This is a genomic window from Comamonas sp. MYb21 (genome assembly GCF_037479395.1).
Taxonomy (GTDB): Bacteria; Pseudomonadota; Gammaproteobacteria; order Burkholderiales; family Burkholderiaceae_C; genus Comamonas.
The window spans coordinates 82,053-99,750 of the sequence record NZ_JBBGZC010000003.1; the positions used below are offsets into that span (position 1 = coordinate 82,053).

Sequence of the window (17,698 nt, forward strand, 5' to 3'; positions counted from 1 at the left end):
GTTTTGCTTACAGCAGCTCTTGGATCATGTCGATGTACTGCTGCTTCGCATCATCCTGCGCCATGCCCTTGCACTGGTTCCAGGCGTTCCACTTGGCCGAGGCGACAAAGTCGGTAAAGCCGGGCTTGGGCTCGTTGTTGTCGCCATGCGCGCCTTGCTTGTACAGGCCATAGAGCTTGAGCAGGGTCTGGTTGTCGGGGCGCTCGCTCATGTTCAGGGCGGCTTCCTTGGCGGCTTCAAAGGCGGTGTTCAGATCGGACATGGGGACCTCATGGTGTGGGGATGATGGAGCAGGGCTGCCAGTGTAGCTTGCAGCAGCGCGCGCAAGCCCGGGCATTTTGCTGATGTCTCACGGCTGCGGCTGCCCGCAGCGCCGGCTTGCTGCGCAGGTGACAAATGCAGGACTGGCCTTGGTAACCACCCCCTTTGCAGCCGCATCAAGCTGGTGCATTCTTGGCCGCCATGAGCCCGCATGCCTCTCTCTACCAACGCCGCCGTGCCCCGCATGCTGCGGAAGTGGCCGACATCCCCTGGATCCCCGTTCTGCAGCCTGCCGAGCGCGACTATGCCGTGCGCCAGCTGATGGTGACCGAGGCCGAGCCGGGCGAGTATGTCTGCCGCGTCGGCAAGCCGGTGACCTACTGGTTTGGCGTGATCGAGGGCCTCTTGAAGATGAGCGCCGAAGACAGCGAGGGCCGCACGATGACCTTTGCCGGGCTGCCACGCACCGGCTGGTTTGGCGAGGGCACGGCGCTCAAACGCGAGATCTACCGCTACGACATCCAGGCGCTGCGCAAAAGCTCCGTCTGCGGTATCCCCGTCGATGCCTTCCATTGGCTGTTGGACCATTCGCTGGGCTTTAACCGCTTTGTGATGCACCAGCTCAATGAGCGGCTGGCGCAGTTCATCAGTGCCCGCGAGATCGACCGTTTGAACCGCCCCGAGGAGCGGGTGGCGCGCACACTCGCTGCGCTGTTCAACCCCGTGCTCTGCCCCGGAGTCAGCGACGTGCTGCGCATCACCCAGCAGGAGCTGGCCTACCTGGTGGGCCTGTCGCGCCAGCGGGTGAACGAAGCCCTGGCTGCCTTGCAGCACCAGGGCTTTATCCGCATCGAATACGGCGGCCTGCGTGTGCTCGATTTGCAGGCCCTGCGCGGACAGGGCTGGCTGGTCAAGCCGCAGCGCGCCGATTTCGACTTGTAGCGCTTGGCTAGCGCTTATGGCTTGGTGGCCGGGGCGGCGGGCGTCTCGGGCGTCGCGCCTGCCGGTGGTGGTGCGGGCATCGAGCCTCCGGGCGTGGTGTTGTCCGGCGTAGCGCGTGGCATTGGCGCGGTCGAGGCGCCCTTGTCGCAGCCGCTCAGTGCCGCTGCGCCCAGCACCAGGGCCAGCGCGGGCAGCCAGCGCAGCGCCGGTTGCGATGAGAGAAAGGACGGTGCTTGTGCCATGGGAATCTCCTAAAAGTAGATAAGCCCATGCTACGCCTCAATAATTGAAGCATTTCAGGCTGGTTTGCAGTGCTCACATCTGTATGCATTCCGATGCATATCGGCTGCGCCCTCGCAGGCCGGGGCTGCGGCGTCCACAGATGCAGGGCTGGGCGGTATTGATCGGGCCCCAGGGCGGGGTTTGGCGTAAAAACCGGCGCAAGTTGTAAACGCACCGGCCGGGGCCAAGGCCGCGCGCTGGCAGTTCTGCACAGACTTGTCCACAGGCTTCATAGCCGTGCGCCCTGCTTGGAATGGCAAGACACGCGACAATGGCGGGCTATGTCAAATCCCCGCTCTCCTGCTGATACGCCTGCCGCCGACGATGGCGAAGGCCGCAAAAAACTCACCCTGACCCGCAAACCCGCGCCCGCTCCCGTCGCGCGTGGCCGTGACGGAGGGCCGGGTGCGGACCGTCCGCGTTCAGCTGGTGGCCCACGCCCCACAGGGCCCCGTCCTGGCGGCGACAGCCGATTCAGCGACAACCGAGGCGGTCGTGATGGCCGTGATAGCCGCGATGGTCGTGACGTGCGCGACAACCGGGGTGAGCGTGGCAGCCGGGATAGCTGGCCGGGCCGCGATAGGCCGGGCCGCGACAGCCGCGACGGCGGTTTTGGCCGTGGCGAGGCACGCGGTGGTGGCTACGGCCAGGAACGCCGTTTTGGCGACCGCCCCGAAGCTGGCCGCCGTGACGATGCGCGCCCTTATGCAGGTCGCCCGGATGCTGGCCGCCCTGGCGAAGGTCGCCCCTACGCCGGGCGCCCCTATGCCGGGCGCGGTGACTTTGTCTCCGTAGGTGCTGGATCGCGCGACCCGCGCCAGGATGGCCGCCGCCCCGCAGGCCCCCGCCAGGACGACCGCCGTAACGAGGGCCCACGTAGCTTTGGCCCCCGCCAGGATGACCGCCGCAACGACGGCCCACGTGGCTTTGGCCCACGCCAGGATGACCGTCGCAACGAAGGCCCTCGTGGCTTTGGCCCCCGCTCGGACGGCCCCCGGGAGGGCGGCCCACGTGAGGGCGGTCCGCGCGAGGGCGCCCCCCGCATGGGCGGCCCCCGTTCCTTTGGCGCCGGCCCACGCCAGGATGGCTTCCGCTCGGAGCGTCCACGCGACGAAGCACCACGCGGGGCTTCCCCGCGCCGCGAGATGCCGTCCAACGTCTGGCGTGCCGATGCGCCCCAGCGCACGATGCAGACCGCCAAGGCCCAGGCCCAGAATGAGCAGTTGAAGGCCGAAGGCCAGGTGCGCGTGAACAAGCGCCTGTCCGACCTGGGCCTGTGCTCGCGCCGCGAGGGCGATGCCTGGATCGAGAACGGCTGGGTGCTGGTCAATGGCGTGGTCGCGACGATGGGCCAGCTGGTGGAGCTGACCGACAAGATCGAGATCCAGCGCGAGGCGCAGGACTTGCAGGCCCAGCAGGTGACGATTCTGATCAACAAGCCCATGGGCTATGTCAGCGGCCAGGCCGAAGATGGCCATGAGCCGGCGGTGGTGCTGGTCAACCCGCCCAACCACTGGCGCGAGGACCATAGCAAGACCCGCTTCAACTTCAGCCAGCTCAAGGGCCTGGCCCCTTGCGGCCGTCTGGATATCGACTCGATTGGCCTCTTGGTGATGACTCAGGACGGCCGCATTGCCAAGCACATCATTGGCGAGGACTCCGAGGTCGAGAAGGAATACCTGGTGCGCGTGACCTATGGCGCCGTTGAGCAGGATGTGCAGCAGCACTTCCCTGGCGACAAGCTGGCGCTGCTGCGCCATGGCCTGTCTTTGGATGGCGAAGCGCTGCTTCCCGCTGGCGTGGAATGGCAAAACCCCGAGCAGCTGCGCTTTGTGCTGCGCGAAGGCAAGAAGCGCCAGATCCGCCGCATGTGCGAGGCCGTGGGCCTGTTTGTCGTGGGCTTGAAGCGCATCCGCATCGGCAAGGTGGTGCTGGGCAATCTGCCGGTGGGGCAGTGGCGCTATCTGGGCGAGAACGAGCAGTTCTAAGCTGACTGCGCATCCGCTCTCCTTGAGGGCGGTGGCTTGAAAGCCCTCTCCGGCCTGACGGGTCTGGGAGGGCTTAGTTTTTGGCGATAGGCGGTTTGTGCGGGCGCGCCGCTGCAATGCCGCGGGCCATGCGCGCATTGCGCACTGCGGCGAGGCTCAGGCCCAACTGCGCAGCCACATCGGCGTCGGATGCGGTGCCCAGCAGCATCACCTCGTTAGGTTGCCAGCTGTGCTGGCTGTGCTTGCCCCGGCTGCTATCCTGCGGCGCAATACCTAGGGATCCACGCTTGGCCACCACGCTGGCCTTGCTGATGCCCCAGCGGGTAGCCAGGCTGGCATCGCTGTCCTGGCCCAGCGCGGCGAGCATCTCCGGCGTCCAGTCCACATGGCCAAAGGCGGCAATGCCCAGGCTGTTGCGCTTGAGGTTCACGGTCTTGGCGCTGGTGCCCCAGCGCTCGGCCAGCACCGCATCCTTGTCCGTCCCCAAGGCGGCCAGCATCTCGTCGGTCCATTGCAGGCTTGCGCGTCCCATGCGGCGTCCTTATGCCTGGGCCAGCGCCTGCTCGGCGGCAGCGGCCAGGGCCAGCAAGCTGGCGTCCTGCATGCGCGCAGCCACCAGCATCAGGCCGACGGGCAGGCTGCCCGCAGAGCGCGGCAGCGGCAGCGAGATGGCCGGCAGGTCGTAGAAGTTGAAGATCGAGGTGTTGCGCAAAATCAGTGCATTGGCGGCGAAGAAGGCGCTGTCGTCCTCCAGCAGCGGTGCAATGGCTGGCGCGGTGATGGCGATAGTGGGCAGCAGCAGCAGGTCCACCTCCTGCATGGCGGCATCCATCTGGGCCATCCATTGCTGGCGCTGCTGCAGCAGCTGGATGTAGTAGGGCGCCGTCAAGGCGCGGCCCTTGTCCATGCGCGAGAGCACGCGTGGGTCAAAGGCATCGCGCTCCTGCACCAGCGCCTGTTGGTGAATGGCGGCGGCCTCGGCTGCAATCAAGGTGCCCTCGCTTTGCAGCTGCGCGGGCGCGGCCATCAGCGCTTGCCAGGGCAGCTTGCGGATGCTGGCGCCTTGCGCCTGCAATGTGGCGATGGCCTGCTCGGTCTGGGCCAGCACCTCGTCGCTGCAATCGGTCCAGGGCAGGCCCTGGGGCAGGCCAATGCGCAGGCCTTGCAGGCTGCGCTGGGGCAGAGCCTGGGGGATGGCGCCGGCCATGGTGGCGTCGGCGGCCGCGCAATCGGCCACCGTGCGGGCCAGCGGGCCCAGCGCATCGAGGGTGTAGGACAGCGCAAATGCCCCGTCGCGCGAGACCCGCGCCTGCGTGGGCTTGAAGCCGATAACGCCATTGAAGGCGGCGGGGATGCGTACCGAGCCGCCGGTGTCCGAGCCAATGGCGATATCGACCAGGCCCCGGCCGACGCTGACCCCGGCACCGGAGGACGAACCGCCGGGGATGTGCAGCGCATTGGCCGCATTGCCCGGCGTGCCGAAATGGGGGTTGATGCCCACGCCCGAGAACGCGAACTCCGTCATATTCGTCTTGCCGACGATCACCGCGCCGGCAGCGCGCAGGCGCTGCACCACCGGCGCATCTTGTGCGGCCGGGGCGCTTTGGCGGCGCATTTTTGCGCCGGCGGTGGTCACCTGGCCTGCGACATCGAGCAGGTCCTTGATGGACACCAGCTTGCCATCGAGCGGGCCCAGCGACAGGCCGCGCGCTGCGCGCTGGTCTGCGGCCTGCGCGGCCTCTTGGGCGGACTCGGGGTAGAGCTGGGTGAAGATGCGCTGCGCCTCGTCGCCCAGCGAGTTCAGGGTCTGCAGGCTCTGGGCAAGGCGTTCGGCGCTGGTGGGCATGGCGAAATCGTTCAAAAATCTGATGGGAATGCCATCGTAACCAATAACCAGGGGCTGCAGCGCCTGGCGCAGGATCTGTTGTCGCCTCAGGGCACCGCGGCGGTAAAGCTCAGCTGCCCGCTGTAGTTGCCGGCCGTGCGGCTGATGGTGCTGTTGTAGCCAAAGGTCCAGTTGGCATTGCGGATGGTGACCAGGCTGTTGACCGTGCCGGTGCCACCGCCTGTGACATTGACACTGGTGCCGGTACCGCTGGCGGGAACGGTGGGCGCCGGCAGGGCCGCGTCGCTGCTGGTGATGCTGACCATGTTCATCGGAATAGTGTTGGCGCCACTGGTCAGCGCGGTGGTGACGGTGGCGAAAACGCTGACCTGGCCGCCATTGCTGCGCACCTCCACGGGCAGCACATTGCCGCTGGCGGCAACCGCAAACGTGGGCGCCGTGCCATTCCAGTTGACGGCCGTGTTGTTGCCCGTGGTCGGCGTGGTGGGCACCGCAGGAATGGATGGGCTCAGATTAAAGCTGACCTGCGAGGTGGTGCCGCCCGGTGTGGGCCAGGCACCATCGCCGATGCGAAAGAACAGGAACTTGTCCACCTGGATGGAAAAGTTCAGTGCTACCGCAGGCGTGTTACGGGGCAGGTTGCCGGTGCCCGAGGTCGCACTGGCTGCTTGCGCACTGCTGGCGGCAGCGGCGAGTGCCAGCAGCAGAAGCGCCTGGCGCATCAGCATCAGCGGGCAGCGCGGCGTGCTCATTGGAAATCCGCATTCAGCTTGAAGCTGCCCTTGTCCCAGTCCAGCAGGCCACTGGCCTTGATGGGGTAGCTGGGCTGCAGGGCCGCCTGGCCATCGTCGGCCTTGGGGACGAGGGCCAGGTGCCGGGTCTGGCCGGGCATGATCGGCGTGCCTTCGACGGCGAGCAAAAAGCTGCGGCCTTGTGCATCCTTGGCGTCGACGGTGCCGTCGAGCCGGCCATGGGCATCGCCCGTGTTGCGCACGGTGATGGCAGGAACACGCTTGCCGGCGATGTCACGCATGCCGATCTGCTGGACTTCGAGCTTGGGCTCGGCGCCACCCAGCATCACATAGACGGCCACGGCAATCCGGCCGGTGACTGGCAGGCTCAGGTTGGCGCCACCGCTTTGGATGATGGTCTGCTGCGCCGGCTCCACGCCTTCGATGGCAATCATGAAGCGGCATTCGCCGCGCGCTGCATCGGCCGGTGGCGTGATCTGGAAGCGAAAGGCCTGCTTGGTCTGCGCGGGCACTTTGACGGTGCGGCGCTCCAGCGCCACCCATGGGCGGCAGCTGCCGGGCAAGAGCTCATCGTGGTAGGTGATCTGGCCATCGGCCGAGTAGCTCCAGTCCAAGGTGCGTACCGACAGGGCGGTGGCGGCCGAGCCCAGGTTGTGCAGATCGATGGATTGGCCCAGGCGCTCGCCGCTCTTGGCGCTCAGCTCAAAGCGCGACGGGGAGACCGCCATCTCGAACGGTGCTGCCTGTGCCAGGCAAGCGACAAGTGGCAGGGCCAGAGCCAGAGAGCGGCGCACAACGGAGAGAAAACTCATGGCTGGGTCTCGATTTCAAAATAGGATTCAAAGCGCAGGTTGCCGCCTTGGCCGATTTGCAGCTCGCGGTGGTCAATGCGCAGTTGCAGGTCAAAACTCTCGGTGATCCAGGGCGCGCGCACCACACCGGACCAGACCAGCACCCGGTCGCCAGGTCGGCCCATTCCCCCCTGGAACAGTCCGCTGCTGCGCCACTGCAGCTGCATGCCTGCTGGCGAGCGCAGGCCGGCGATGGCCAGCGGAATCACGTAGTAAATGCGTGCCTGCTTGCCTACATAGGCGGCGGTGGCCAGGCGGTATTCGATATGGCCAAAAGGCAGGCTGATGGTCTGGTTGTCCAGCATCTGCGCATTGCGGAAATCGGCGCCCACCTGGGCGCGGGGCGAGGTCGAGTCGTCCAGCCGGGTTGCCTGGGCGTGCGCACTCTGGCCCAGGACGCAGGCGGCGAATAACGCAGCGAAACAGCGAAAGCGAAAACCCGGCATGCACCAGCCTCCTTATTCCATCGACGCGGTGAAATACACCGTGCCCAGGTATGTTCCTGCTGGATAGATCGTGTCGTTGGCATAGCTGAATGTCAAGCGCGTGGCGACCATGGTGTTGGACTGGTAGGTCCAGCCCAAGCAAAAAATAATAAGCGGGAACGAACAGTAGGTGGCATTGGCGTTGAAGCTGGCCAGCTGCTGGTTGGCGGCCCCTGTGAACTGGCCGCTCTGGATATCGCCAGCGCCGGCGCCGCTGGTGTTGCTGGCTGTCCAGCTGATCTTGCTGAACGGGATGATGGTGGCGCCACAGCCACTGCTTTGGCAGCTCAGGCCGGTGCTGGAATCCACCCGCAGGGTGACCGGCCGGGCGGTGGACGAGGTGGTGGCGGGACGAATCGGCGTCACCGAGATGTCGATGGCGGGCGAGCCCGTTACCGGCGTGGGTGTGAGGCCCACGTTGTTGCCGGTGACATTGAACTGCACCGTATCCACACCGGCAGCTGACCCCACCTGCAGCGACAGCGCATAGTTGCTGGTGCTGGCGCTGTCGCTGACCGTGATGATGACGGCCTTGGCAGGCAGGCTGATGCCGCAGGCGAGCAGCACCAGCCCCGCGCTCAGCGGTGCGCGCACTGCCTGCAAGGCGGCGCGCGTGGTGGTGGTTGCGTCGCGCTTGCGCATCAGATGCCCGTGGCCGTGTAGGTGACGGCGTTGGTGTAGGTGCCTGCCGTCCAGCTGCTGGCCGTGCCGGTCAGCGCATAGGTCCAGGTGCCGCTCATCAAGGTGTTGGTCGAGATGGTGGTGGAAGCACAGGAGCCCAGGTTGGCGCCGGGGTGCGGCAGGGGCGTGGTGCCGCCGGCCGTGACGGTGAAGCTGGTACTGGCCGGGCCGCCGGTGGCGCTCCAGGTGCCCATCGCGCAGTTGATGGTGGCCGAGCCGGCATTGGTCCAGGCGGCCACATTCAGCACATTGCCCGTGGGGGTCGTCGTCACTGTCGGGGCAGTGCCATCCCAGGGTACCTGGACATTGTTGGCCGTGGCCGTGGGCGTGGTCGTCGGTGTGCCAGGTATGGTCAGCGATGCGGCCCAGGAGACGGTGTCCTGCGTGGCATTGGTGGTGCCGACCTTGAGCAGGATCAGCTTGGGGATGACCACGCTCAGGTTGACCTTGGCGGTGGCGGTCACGGTGCCGCTACCGGTGGCGGCGAAGCCGTACTGGCTTTCAGCCAGGGCATGGCCGGTGCTGGCCAGGGCCAGGGCGGTGCCCAGGGCCAGCGCATTCAATTTTGGGTGTTTCATGGTGAGAGTCCTTGGAGAGAGCAATGTGCGGGAGCGCACGGTGGGGCCCACGCAGCGCATGGGATGCAAGGCGGGCCCTGGGTTCTGCAGCATGGTTATTCCTCCACCTTGGTAATGGGGATCTCGGCGTTGGCTTCGCCACGCAGCGGAACATCGACGCCCAGCACTGCGCCATCGGCCGTGCCCCAGGGCAGGGGCACGCTGTCGAGCGTGATGCTGAGCTGATGGCGGCCTACGCCAACCATCGGGAATAAGAAACGCCCTTCGGCATCGGTGGTGCTGCGGTAGCGTCCATCCAGTACCACCTCAATGCCTTGTGCGCCGGTTTCGTCGGGCTGGATGCGGCCATCCTTGTTGGCGTCGTAGAACACGCGGCCGCTGATACTGCCGCTGCCATTGCCGGGCATGCCACCGGCGACGGCAAAGGGCCGGCCGGTGCCGCCCTCCCAGCGCAGGTAGATATAGGCGGTCTTGTCGTTGCTGCGGTAGATTTGCGGGCTGGTCCAGCTGAGCACCTGGGTGGTGGCCAGGCGCGCCTGGTTGAGCAGCACGCCCAGGCCCGTGCTCCAGCCATTGCCCCACTGCTTTTCGGCCGAAAAGTTGCCCGACAGGCCCCGGCTGGTGAAAAGCCCGCCGCTTTGCGAGGTGTAGCGCAGGTTACCGAAAAAGCTCAGGTTGCTGCTGGCCCAGTAGCGGCCCTGTACCCCGGCCGTGGGGTAGCGCTGGTGGCTGCCGTTGCTGCGGTCATCGGCCCAACCCAGCGTGGTGACCAACTCAGGACGCATGGTCTCGCGCTGGGCACTGATCCAGTCCTGCTCCCACTGCAGCTCGCGCCCGGTAGCAGTGCCATCGCCCAGCACAATCTGCTCATTGCTGCGCAGGCTCAGGCTGAAGCGCGAGCGCGGCAGCTCGCCAACGCGGGTTTGGTAGAAACCATAGGCATAGAGGCTGCGCATCTTGCCATCCAGGCCACCGCCCTGGCCGTCGCCCGCATAGCGGGTCTGGTACAGGTTGAGGTTGCCGCCCAGCGTGGTGCGGCGGTCCAGCTGGTAGTGCAGATTTCCGCTCAGCCCCACGCGGGTCTGGCCTTGCTGGGCCGGCCAACTGCTGGCGCGCATGCGCTCCACATCTACCCCCGTGCCCCAGCTCATGCGGCTGGTGCTATGGTCCATGCGCCAGTAAGCGCCTTGCGTGCCCGAGGGCAGCAGGTAGTCGCCAAAGTACAGATTGGGCCGGGTCACATAGGCGCCCCAGGAATGGCGATAGCGGCCCAGCTTGGTGTCGGCCTCCAGGTACAGGCCCTGCGCGCTGCCGCCCGGAGACTGCGCCGAGTCGCTGCTCACCATGCTGCCCAGCGCGGTGAGCCGGCCGCGCAGCGCACCATCTTGCTGCGTGGGTGAGCCATAGCCCAGCGCCGCCGCCCAGCTGCTGACCCGTTTGCTGCCACTGTCCTGGTCGCTCCAGAGGCCATAGTCCACCGCTGCAACGTTATTGGCCTGGTTCAGTTGGCCGGCGGCATACCAGGCGCCACCCAGGCGCTGGGTGGCGCCTACCCAGGCGACTGTGCCCTGGCTCTTCTCGAAGCCGGGATAGGGGCCGCCCAGCAAATCGCCCCGCTGGCCCATGCCGGCGCTGATGTCAAAGTCCACGCCATAGATGCGGGTGGACAGGCCCCGCACGGTGCTGGTGCCCAGCATCAGGCGGTAGTTCTGGCCCAGGCCCCGGGTCAGCTCGCTGTAGCCGTCGCCGATGGTGGTATCCATGCGGATGCCCGGTGTCAGGGGCATAGCCAGGTTCTGCACGGTGATGCGCTGGCTGCTGGATTGGCGGGCATAGCCCAGGGCGCCAATGCCATTGAAGGCGTCTTGGCCGCCATGCATGCTGCGCACATCGGCCTGCAGCAGCCACTCGCCATAGTTCAGGGTTTGCTGGCGGTACTGGATGCGCTGGCCCAGCTCGGTGCCCCGCTGCCGGCCCAGCTCGCCATTGTCGGATTGGGCGACGCCCAGGCGGCTTTCCAGCACCCAGCTGCGCAGCCCCGGCGGCAAGGTGCTGGGGTCCACGTCTTCGGCTTCACCGGCCCGCAGGGCCGTCAGTTCATCGGCGCTCATGAAGTTGTCCTCATAGGCGGCGGGCGCCGCCTCGATGATGGCGCGCAGCCGGGCTTGTTCGGCTTGGGCGGGGCTCAGTGACTCCACCTTGGCGCTGGCTGCTGCCTCGCTCTGCGCTTTCATCGGGAGGGCATACAAACACAGGCCCAGGGCCAAGCTTTCCCACACGGCATCCTTTGAAAGCGTCTGGAAGAGACCAGTACCGCAGTGAAAGAATGGCCGTTGGAAAACACTCATTTGTAATCAGAAGTTAGCTTTCATGGCCTGGTCTTTTGACTAAAAACACAAGCAATCAATCATAAAAGTTCGATACTTTACGTTAAGTGTGTCAGAGAACATAACAAATGGATACATGTCATCGTGTAAAGAAATTTGAAGAAATTCATGAAAGTATTTAGCTTGGTTTCGTGGTGGTTTTATGTCGAAAAACTATTCTTGTTATATGTTTTTTGGATAAACAATTAATAGATAGCAAGACGGCTTTAGGCGGCAAGCCTTGCACCCATATAGACCCTTGATCTGTGTTGATGAAGACTGAGCTCCCATGACCAAAAAACCCATTCTTTCCAGGCCAAAGTGGCTCAACTGCTTCACTTGGTGACGCATTCGCTGTATTCGAACCAAGAGATCTTCTTGCGCGAGCTGATCTCCAATGCGTCTGATGCATGCGACAAACTGCGCTTTGAAGCGCTCAATGACAGCGGTTTGTACGGCGACCAGCCTGAGCTGGAAGTGCGCGTGTCCTATGACAGCAAGGCCAAGACCTTGACCATCACCGACACCGGCATTGGCATGACCACGCAAGAGGCCATCGACAACCTGGGCACGATTGCCAAGAGCGGCACCAAGGCCTTCATGGACAAGCCGAGCGGCGACCAGAAGGCCGATTCGCAGCTGATCGGCCAGTTCGGCGTGGGCTTTTACTCCGGCTTTATCGTGGCCGACAAGATCACCGTCGAATCGCGCCGCGCGGGTGCGGAGGCGTCGGAAGGCGTGCGCTGGACCAGCGGCGGCATGGGCGACTTAAGGCGGCGGGAATGCGCACCGAGCCGCCGGTGTCCGAGCCAATGGCGATATCGACCAGGCCCCGGCCGACGCTGACCCCGGCACCCGAGGAGGAGTCGCCAGGGATGTGCAGCACATCGGCGGCATTGCCCGGTGTGCCGAAATGGGGGTTGATGCCCACGCCCGAGAACGCGAACTCCGTCATATTCGTCTTGCCGACGATCACCGCGCCGGCAGCGCGCAGGCGCTGCACCACCGGCGCATCGTGCGCGGCCGGGGCGCTTTGGCGGCGCATTTTTGCGCCGGCGGTGGTCACCTGGCCAGCCACATCGAGCAGGTCCTTGACCGACACCAGGGCTTGCAGCGTCTATCGCAGGCGCTGCAGTAGTCTCAAGGCACGGACGCGGTAAAGCTCAGCTGCCCACTGTAATTGCCGGCTGTGCGACTGATGGCGCTGTTGTAGCCAAAGGTCCAGTTGGCCGTCCGGATGGTGACCAGGCTGTTGACGGTGCCGGTGCCGCCCCCGGTGACATTGACGCTGGTGCCGGTGCCGCTGGCCGGAAGGGTGGGAGCCGGCAGGGCCGCGTCGCTGCTGGTGATGCTGACCATGTTCATCGGAATGGTGTTGCTGCCGCTGGTCAGCGGGGTGGTGACCGTGGCATAGACGCTGACCTGGCCGCCATTGCTGCGCACCTCCACGGGCAGCACATTGCCGCTGGCGGTGACGGCAAATGCGGGCGCTGCGCCGTTCCAGTTGACGGCGGTGTTGTTGCCATTGATGGGCGTGATGGGTACCGCAGGAATGGTGGGGCTTAGGTTAAAACCCACCTGTGAGGTGGTGCCGCCGGGTGTGGGCCAGGCGCCATCGCCGATGCGGAAAAACACATACTTGTCGATCTGGATGGAAAAGTTCAGCGCCACAGCCGGGGTGTTGCGTGGCAGGTTGCCGGTGCCAGAGGTGGCACTGCCTGCCTGCGCCGCTGGGCATAGGGCAGTCAGCACCAGTGGCAGCAGCGCATGGCGCAACAGCTTCAGCGGGCAGCGCTGCGTGCTCATTGGAAATCCGCATTCAGCTTGAAGCTGCCCTTGTCCCAGTCCAGCAGGCCACTGGCCTTGATGGGGTAGCTGGGCTGAATGGCAGGCTGTCCATCTTCGCCCTTGGGGACCAGGGCCAGGTGGCGGGTCTGGCCGGGCATGATGGGGGTGCCTTCCACGGCCAGCATAAAGTCGCGACCCTTGGCATCCTTGGCGTCCACCGTGCCTTCGAGGCGGCCATGGGCATCACCGCTGTTGCGCACGGTGATGGCCGGGCTGCGCGTGCCGGCAATGTCGCGCATGCCGATCTGCTGCACTTCAAGCTTGGGCTCGGCGCCGCCCAGCATCACATAGACGGCCACGGCGATGCGTCCGGTGACCGGCAGGCTCAGGCTGGCGCCCCCGCTCTGGATGATGGTCTGCTGGGCGGGCTCCACGCCTTCGATGGCGATCATGAAGCGGCATTCACCACGCGGCGCATCGGCCGGGGGGGTGATCTGGAAGCGAAAGGCCTGCTTGGTCTGCGCCGGTACCTTGACGGTGCGGCGCTCCAGTGCCACCCAGGGGCGGCAGCTGCCGGGCAAGAGCTCATCGTGGTAGCTGATCTGGCCTTCGGCCGAGTAGCTCCAGTCCAGGGTCCGTACCGACAAGGCGGTGGCGGCCGAGCCCAGGTTGTGCAGGTCAATGGACTGGCCAATGCGCTCGCCGTTTTTGGCACTCAGCTCAAAGCGCGACGGGGCGATCGCCATCTCGAACGGGGCGGCATGGGTCAGGCAACTGACCAGGGGCAAGGCCAGGGACAGCGAGTGGTGGAAAAAGCGGAAAACGGTCATGGCTGGGTCTCTATCTCAAAATAGGATTCAAAGCGCAGGCTGCCGCCCTGGCCCATCTGCAACTGGCGTTGGTCCAGGCGCAGCTGCAAGTCAAAACTCTCGGTGATCCAGGGCGCACGCACCACGCCGCTCCAGACCAGCACGCGGTCGCCGGGCCGGCCCATGCCGCCCTGGAACAGCCCGCTGCTGCGCCATTGCACCTGCATGCCCATGGGCGAGCGCAGGCCGGCTACCGCCAACGGGATGACGTAGTAAATGCGGGCCTGCTTGCCCACATAGGCGGCGGTGGCCAAGCGGTATTCCACATGTCCGAAAGGCAGGCTGATGGTGTTCGGATCCAGCATCTGCGCATTGCGAAAATCCGAGTTGATCTGGGGACGTGGGGAGCTGGAGTCGTCCAGCCGGGTGGCCTGGGCATGGGCGCCTTGGCCGCAGGCGCCGGCCATGGCCAATAGAGCAGCACAACAGCGAAGGCGAAAGCTGGGCATGGACCCGTCTCCTTATTCCATCGACGCGGTGAAATACACCGTGCCCCGGTAGATCCCTGCCGGGTAGAACGTGTCGTTGGCATAGCTGAATGTCATGCGCGTGGCATTCATGTTGCGCGTCTGGTACGTCCAGGTGCCCAGACAAAGAATGATGATCGGAATCGAGCAGATGTTGGCATTGGCGTTGAAGCTGGCGATCTGTTGGTTGGTCGCACCGTTGAACTGACCGCTCTGAATATCTCCGGCTGCCGAGCCACTGCTGTTGCTGACTGTCCAGCTGATCTTGCTGAACGGGATGACGGTGCTGCCACAGGCGCCGCTTTGGCAGACCAGGCCGGCGCTGGAGTCCACCCGCAAGGTGACGGGTCGGGCGACTTCCGAAGCAATGATCGGGCGCACCGGGGTGACCGAGATATCAATGGCGGGTGAGCCGGTGACAGCGGTGGGTGTAAGGCCCGCATTGTTGCCTGAGACATTGAACTGCACCGTATCGGTACCGGCAGCAGATCCCACCTGCAGCGACAGTGCGTAGTTGGCGGTGCTTGCGCTGTCGCTGACCGTGATGATGACGGCGTTGGCGGGCACCGTGATGCCGCAGGCGAGCAGTACCAGCCCCGCACTCAGCGGTACGCGTGCTGCCCGCAGGGCGGCACGCGCGGCGGTGGTTGCATCGCGCTTGCGCATCAGACGCCTGTCGCCGTATAGGTGACGGAGCCGGTGTAGGTGCCGGCGCTCCAGGCGGTGGCCGTGCCGGTCAGCGCATAGGTCCAGGTGCCACTCAACAAGGTGTTGGGGGTGAGCGTGGTGGATGCGCATGCGCCCAGGTTGGCGCCGGGATGGGGGACCGGCGTTGCACCTGCTGCTGTCACGGTGAAGTTGGCATTGGGTGGGCCGCCAGCGGCCGGGCTCCAGGCACCCACGGCGCAATTGATGTTGGCAGTGCCGGCATTGGTCCAGGCAGCCACCGACAGCACGTTGCCTGTAGGGGTGACGGCCACGGTGGGCGCGGTGCCATCCCAGGGCACCTGGACGTTGTTGGCGGTGGCCGTGGGCGTGGTGCCGGGGGTGGGCGGAATGGTCAGCGTTGCGTTCCAGGTGACGGTGTCCTGGACGGCATTGCTGGAACCCACCTTGAGCAGGATCAGCTTGGGGATGACCACACTCAGGTTGACCTTGGCGGTGGCGGTCACGGTGCCCGTACCGGCCGAGGAGAAGCCGTATTGGCTTTCCGCCAAGGCATGGCCGGCGTAGGCCAGCGCCAGGGCAGATCCCAGCGCCAATGCTTTCAATTTTGGGTGTTTCATGGTTCGAGTCTTTCAAGAGAGCAAGCGCCTGGGCGCCGGGGTTCGGCCCACAGCGTGCACGGGGTGCGCAAGCGGGGGCCTGGGTTCTGCTGCATGGCTAGTCCTCCACCTTGGTGATGGGGATCTCGGCGTTGGCTTCGCCACGCAACGGAACATCAACGCCCAGCACTGCGCCATCGGCTGCGCCCCAGGGCAGGGGCACGCTGTCGAGCGTGATGCTGAGCTGATGGCGGCCTACGCCAACCATCGGGAAAAAGAAGCGCCCGTTGGCATCAGTGGTGCTGCGGTAGCGGCCGTCCAGTACCACCTCAATGCCTTGTGCGCCGGTTTCGTCGGGCTGGATGCGGCCATCCTTGTTGGCGTCGTAGAACACGCGGCCGCTGACACTGCCGCTGCCATTGCCGGGCATGCCGCCTGCAACGGCAAAGGGCCGGCCGGTGCCGCCTTCCCAGCGCAGGTAGATATAGGCGGTCTTGTCGTTGCTGCGGTAGATTTGCGGGCTGGTCCAGCTGAGTACCTGGGTGGTGGCCAGGCGCGCCTGGTTGAGCAGCACGCCCAGGCCCGTGCTCCAGCCATTGCCCCACTGCTTTTCGGCCAGCAGATTGCCCGACAGGCCCCGGCTGGTCGAGAGCCCGCCGCTTTGTGAGGTGTAGCGCAGGTTGCCGGAAATGCTCAGCGTACTGCTAGGCCAGTAGCGGCCTTGGACCCCTAGCGTGGGGTAGTGCTGGGTGGTGCCGTTGCTGCGGTCGTCCGCCCAGCCTAGGGTGGTGACCAACTCAGGACGCATGGTCTCGCGCTGGGCACTGATCCAGTCCTGCTCCCACTGCAGCTCGCGCCCGGTAGCAGTGCCATCGCCCAGCACAATCTGCTCATTGCTGCGCAGGCTCAGGCTGAAGCGCGAGCGCGGCAGCTCGCCAACGCGGGTTTGGTAGAAACCATAGGCATAGAGGCTGCGCATCTTGCCATCCAGACCCCCGCCCTGGCCGTCGCCCGCATAGCGGGTTTGGTACAGGTTGAGGTTGCCGCCCAGCGTGGTGCGGCGGTCCAGCTGGTAGTGCAGATTTCCGCTCAGCCCCACGCGGGTCTGGCCTTGCTGGGCCGGCCAACTGCTGGCGCGCATGCGCTCCACATCCACTCCCGTGCCCCAGCTCATGCGGCTGGTGCTATGGTCCATGCGCCAGTAAGCGCCTTGCGTGCCCGAGGGCAGCAGGTAGTCACCAAAATGCAGATTGGGGCGGGTGACATAGGCACCCCAGGTATGGCGGTAGCGGCCCAGCTTGGTGTCTGCCTCCAGGTACAGGCCTTGTGCGCTGCCAGAAGGGGTTTGTGCCGAATCGCTGCTTGTGCTGCTGCCCAGCGCGGTCAGTCGGCCGCGCAATGCGCCGTCCTGCTGCGTGGGCGATCCATAGCCCAGTGCTGCAGCCCAGCTGCTGACCCGCTTGCTGCCACTGTCCTGGTCGCTCCAGAGGCCATAGTCCACCGCTGCAACGTTATTGGCCTGGTTCAGTTGGCCGGCGGCATACCAGGCGCCACCCAGGCGCTGGGTGGCGCCTACCCAGGCGACTGTGCCCTGGCTCTTCTCGAAGCCGGGATAGGGGCCGCCCAGCAAATCGCCCCGCTGGCCCATGCCGGCGCTGATGTCAAAGTCCACGCCATAGATGCGGGTGGACAGGCCCCGCACGGTGCTGGTGCCCAGCATCAGGCGGTAGTTCTGGCCCAGGCCCCGGGTCAGCTCGCTGTAGCCGTCGCCGATGGTGGTATCCATGCGGATGCCCGGTGTCAGGGGCATAGCCAGGTTCTGCACGGTGATGCGCTGGCTGCTGGATTGGCGGGCATAGCCCAGGGCGCCAATGCCATTGAAGGCGTCTTGGCCGCCATGCATGCTGCGCACATCGGCCTGCAGCAGCCACTCGCCATAGTTCAGGGTTTGCTGGCGGTACTGGATGCGCTGGCCCAGCTCGGTGCCGCTTTGGCTGCCCAACGGGCCGTTGTCGGAACGGGCGATGCCCAGGCGGCTCTCCAGCACCCAGCTGCGCAGCCCCAGCGGCAAGGTGCTGGGGTCGACTTCTTCGGCTTCACCGGCCCGCAGGGCCGTCAGTTCATCGGCGCTCATGAAGTTGTCCTCGTAGGCGGCGGGCGCCGCCTCGATGGTGGCGCGCAGCCGGGCCTGCTCTGTCTGGGCAGCGCTCAGTGACTCCACCTGGGCACTGACTGCCTGATCGTTCTGTGCTTGGGCTAGGGACACATGCCCACCAA

18 protein-coding genes and 2 pseudogenes are annotated in these 17,698 nt (G+C 65.5%); 3 read left to right on the forward strand and 17 right to left on the reverse strand.

Features of this window, described 5'->3' with window-relative positions:
• Window positions 1–7: 7 nt before the first annotated feature.
• Window positions 8–262: an acyl-CoA-binding protein gene (locus WH367_RS05390; protein WP_021028674.1), complete on the reverse strand. Its 255-nt coding sequence runs from the start codon at window positions 260–262 to the stop codon at window positions 8–10.
• 200 nt (window positions 263–462) lie between these two features.
• Here WH367_RS05390 and WH367_RS05395 point away from each other — a divergent pair, with 200 nt between their 5' ends.
• Window positions 463–1,203 carry a Crp/Fnr family transcriptional regulator gene (locus tag WH367_RS05395; protein WP_021028675.1) on the forward strand — a complete coding sequence of 247 codons (741 nt, stop codon included), beginning with the start codon at window positions 463–465 and terminating at the stop codon, window positions 1,201–1,203.
• A 14-nt stretch (window positions 1,204–1,217) separates the two neighbouring features.
• Here WH367_RS05395 and WH367_RS05400 read toward each other — a convergent pair whose 3' ends face one another.
• Window positions 1,218–1,445, reverse strand: a complete 228-nt coding sequence (locus WH367_RS05400) for a hypothetical protein (protein ID WP_339516274.1) — start codon at window positions 1,443–1,445, stop codon at window positions 1,218–1,220.
• A 321-nt stretch (window positions 1,446–1,766) separates the two neighbouring features.
• Here WH367_RS05400 and WH367_RS05405 point away from each other — a divergent pair, with 321 nt between their 5' ends.
• Window positions 1,767–3,473 (forward strand): pseudouridine synthase, encoded by a 1,707-nt coding sequence (locus WH367_RS05405; RefSeq protein WP_339534702.1) that lies wholly within the window; start codon window positions 1,767–1,769, stop codon window positions 3,471–3,473.
• A 73-nt stretch (window positions 3,474–3,546) separates the two neighbouring features.
• Here the strand turns inward: WH367_RS05405 and WH367_RS05410 are convergent, their stop codons facing one another.
• The 8 genes from WH367_RS05410 to WH367_RS05445 all read right to left on the reverse strand — a co-directional run bounded on the left by WH367_RS05410 (window position 3,547) and on the right by WH367_RS05445 (window position 10,900).
• The gene (locus WH367_RS05410; protein ID WP_339534704.1) at window positions 3,547–4,005 is read right to left on the reverse strand and encodes a hypothetical protein; all 459 of its coding nucleotides are present in this window, start codon (window positions 4,003–4,005) and stop codon (window positions 3,547–3,549) included.
• A 9-nt stretch (window positions 4,006–4,014) separates the two neighbouring features.
• Window positions 4,015–5,319 carry an amidase gene (locus tag WH367_RS05415; RefSeq protein ID WP_339534706.1) on the reverse strand — a complete coding sequence of 435 codons (1,305 nt, stop codon included), beginning with the start codon at window positions 5,317–5,319 and terminating at the stop codon, window positions 4,015–4,017.
• Window positions 5,320–5,405: 86 nt separating this feature from the next.
• The gene (locus tag WH367_RS05420) at window positions 5,406–6,071 is read right to left on the reverse strand and encodes a hypothetical protein (protein WP_339534708.1); all 666 of its coding nucleotides are present in this window, start codon (window positions 6,069–6,071) and stop codon (window positions 5,406–5,408) included.
• The gene (locus tag WH367_RS05425; protein ID WP_339534710.1) at window positions 6,068–6,883 is read right to left on the reverse strand and encodes a hypothetical protein; all 816 of its coding nucleotides are present in this window, start codon (window positions 6,881–6,883) and stop codon (window positions 6,068–6,070) included. The genes WH367_RS05420 and WH367_RS05425 overlap by 4 nt, the downstream gene beginning before the upstream one ends.
• On the reverse strand, window positions 6,880–7,368 hold the full coding sequence (locus WH367_RS05430) for a hypothetical protein (protein WP_339534712.1): 489 nt from the start codon (window positions 7,366–7,368) through the stop codon (window positions 6,880–6,882). The genes WH367_RS05425 and WH367_RS05430 overlap by 4 nt, the downstream gene beginning before the upstream one ends.
• A 12-nt stretch (window positions 7,369–7,380) precedes the next feature.
• Entirely contained in the window at window positions 7,381–8,049 is a 669-nt protein-coding gene (locus WH367_RS05435; RefSeq protein WP_021024656.1) for a hypothetical protein, read from the reverse strand.
• On the reverse strand, window positions 8,049–8,666 hold the full coding sequence (locus tag WH367_RS05440) for a hypothetical protein (protein ID WP_021024657.1): 618 nt from the start codon (window positions 8,664–8,666) through the stop codon (window positions 8,049–8,051). Before WH367_RS05440 ends, WH367_RS05435 begins: the two co-directional genes overlap by 1 nt.
• Window positions 8,667–8,761: 95 nt before the next feature.
• Window positions 8,762–10,900: a hypothetical protein gene (locus tag WH367_RS05445; protein ID WP_339534714.1), complete on the reverse strand. Its 2,139-nt coding sequence runs from the start codon at window positions 10,898–10,900 to the stop codon at window positions 8,762–8,764.
• 411 nt (window positions 10,901–11,311) lie between these two features.
• Here WH367_RS05445 and WH367_RS05450 point away from each other — a divergent pair.
• A pseudogene (locus tag WH367_RS05450) lies at window positions 11,312–11,800 on the forward strand (ATP-binding protein); the annotation flags it as partial.
• 1 nt (window position 11,801) lies between these two features.
• Here WH367_RS05450 and WH367_RS05455 read toward each other — a convergent pair.
• From WH367_RS05455 to WH367_RS05485, 7 genes and pseudogenes are all read right to left on the reverse strand, one after another.
• Window positions 11,802–12,134 (reverse strand): annotated as a pseudogene (locus tag WH367_RS05455) (amidase family protein); the annotation flags it as partial.
• Between the two features lie 38 nt (window positions 12,135–12,172).
• Entirely contained in the window at window positions 12,173–12,838 is a 666-nt protein-coding gene (locus WH367_RS05460; protein WP_021024661.1) for a hypothetical protein, read from the reverse strand.
• A complete protein-coding gene (locus tag WH367_RS05465) occupies window positions 12,835–13,650 on the reverse strand; it encodes a hypothetical protein (protein WP_339534716.1) in 816 nt (271 codons plus the stop codon). The genes WH367_RS05460 and WH367_RS05465 overlap by 4 nt, the downstream gene beginning before the upstream one ends.
• On the reverse strand, window positions 13,647–14,138 hold the full coding sequence (locus WH367_RS05470; protein ID WP_339534718.1) for a hypothetical protein: 492 nt from the start codon (window positions 14,136–14,138) through the stop codon (window positions 13,647–13,649). Before WH367_RS05470 ends, WH367_RS05465 begins: the two co-directional genes overlap by 4 nt.
• Before the next feature lie 12 nt (window positions 14,139–14,150).
• Window positions 14,151–14,822, reverse strand: a complete 672-nt coding sequence (locus tag WH367_RS05475) for a hypothetical protein (RefSeq protein WP_339534720.1) — start codon at window positions 14,820–14,822, stop codon at window positions 14,151–14,153.
• Entirely contained in the window at window positions 14,822–15,442 is a 621-nt protein-coding gene (locus tag WH367_RS05480; protein ID WP_232539510.1) for a hypothetical protein, read from the reverse strand. Before WH367_RS05480 ends, WH367_RS05475 begins: the two co-directional genes overlap by 1 nt.
• Window positions 15,443–15,539: 97 nt before the next feature.
• On the reverse strand, window positions 15,540–17,687 hold the full coding sequence (locus tag WH367_RS05485) for a hypothetical protein (protein WP_339534722.1): 2,148 nt from the start codon (window positions 17,685–17,687) through the stop codon (window positions 15,540–15,542).
• Window positions 17,688–17,698: the final 11 nt, after the last annotated feature.

Bases quoted from the DNA above. Each gene is read 5' to 3' on its own strand.
- WH367_RS05390 (WP_021028674.1), bottom strand. From the start codon at position 262: ATGTCCGATCTGAACACCGCCTTTGAAGCCGCCAAGGAAGCCGCCCTG.
- WH367_RS05395 (WP_021028675.1), top strand. From the start codon at position 463: ATGAGCCCGCATGCCTCTCTCTACCAACGCCGCCGTGCCCCGCATGCT.
- WH367_RS05400 (WP_339516274.1), bottom strand. From the start codon at position 1,445: ATGGCACAAGCACCGTCCTTTCTCTCATCGCAACCGGCGCTGCGCTGG.
- WH367_RS05405 (WP_339534702.1), top strand. From the start codon at position 1,767: ATGTCAAATCCCCGCTCTCCTGCTGATACGCCTGCCGCCGACGATGGC.
- WH367_RS05410 (WP_339534704.1), bottom strand. From the start codon at position 4,005: ATGGGACGCGCAAGCCTGCAATGGACCGACGAGATGCTGGCCGCCTTG.
- WH367_RS05415 (WP_339534706.1), bottom strand. From the start codon at position 5,319: ATGCCCACCAGCGCCGAACGCCTTGCCCAGAGCCTGCAGACCCTGAAC.
- WH367_RS05420 (WP_339534708.1), bottom strand. From the start codon at position 6,071: ATGAGCACGCCGCGCTGCCCGCTGATGCTGATGCGCCAGGCGCTTCTG.
- WH367_RS05425 (WP_339534710.1), bottom strand. From the start codon at position 6,883: ATGAGTTTTCTCTCCGTTGTGCGCCGCTCTCTGGCTCTGGCCCTGCCA.
- WH367_RS05430 (WP_339534712.1), bottom strand. From the start codon at position 7,368: ATGCCGGGTTTTCGCTTTCGCTGTTTCGCTGCGTTATTCGCCGCCTGC.
- WH367_RS05435 (WP_021024656.1), bottom strand. From the start codon at position 8,049: ATGCGCAAGCGCGACGCAACCACCACCACGCGCGCCGCCTTGCAGGCA.
- WH367_RS05440 (WP_021024657.1), bottom strand. From the start codon at position 8,666: ATGAAACACCCAAAATTGAATGCGCTGGCCCTGGGCACCGCCCTGGCC.
- WH367_RS05445 (WP_339534714.1), bottom strand. From the start codon at position 10,900: ATGAAAGCGCAGAGCGAGGCAGCAGCCAGCGCCAAGGTGGAGTCACTG.
- WH367_RS05460 (WP_021024661.1), bottom strand. From the start codon at position 12,838: ATGAGCACGCAGCGCTGCCCGCTGAAGCTGTTGCGCCATGCGCTGCTG.
- WH367_RS05465 (WP_339534716.1), bottom strand. From the start codon at position 13,650: ATGACCGTTTTCCGCTTTTTCCACCACTCGCTGTCCCTGGCCTTGCCC.
- WH367_RS05470 (WP_339534718.1), bottom strand. From the start codon at position 14,138: ATGCCCAGCTTTCGCCTTCGCTGTTGTGCTGCTCTATTGGCCATGGCC.
- WH367_RS05475 (WP_339534720.1), bottom strand. From the start codon at position 14,822: ATGCGCAAGCGCGATGCAACCACCGCCGCGCGTGCCGCCCTGCGGGCA.
- WH367_RS05480 (WP_232539510.1), bottom strand. From the start codon at position 15,442: ATGAAACACCCAAAATTGAAAGCATTGGCGCTGGGATCTGCCCTGGCG.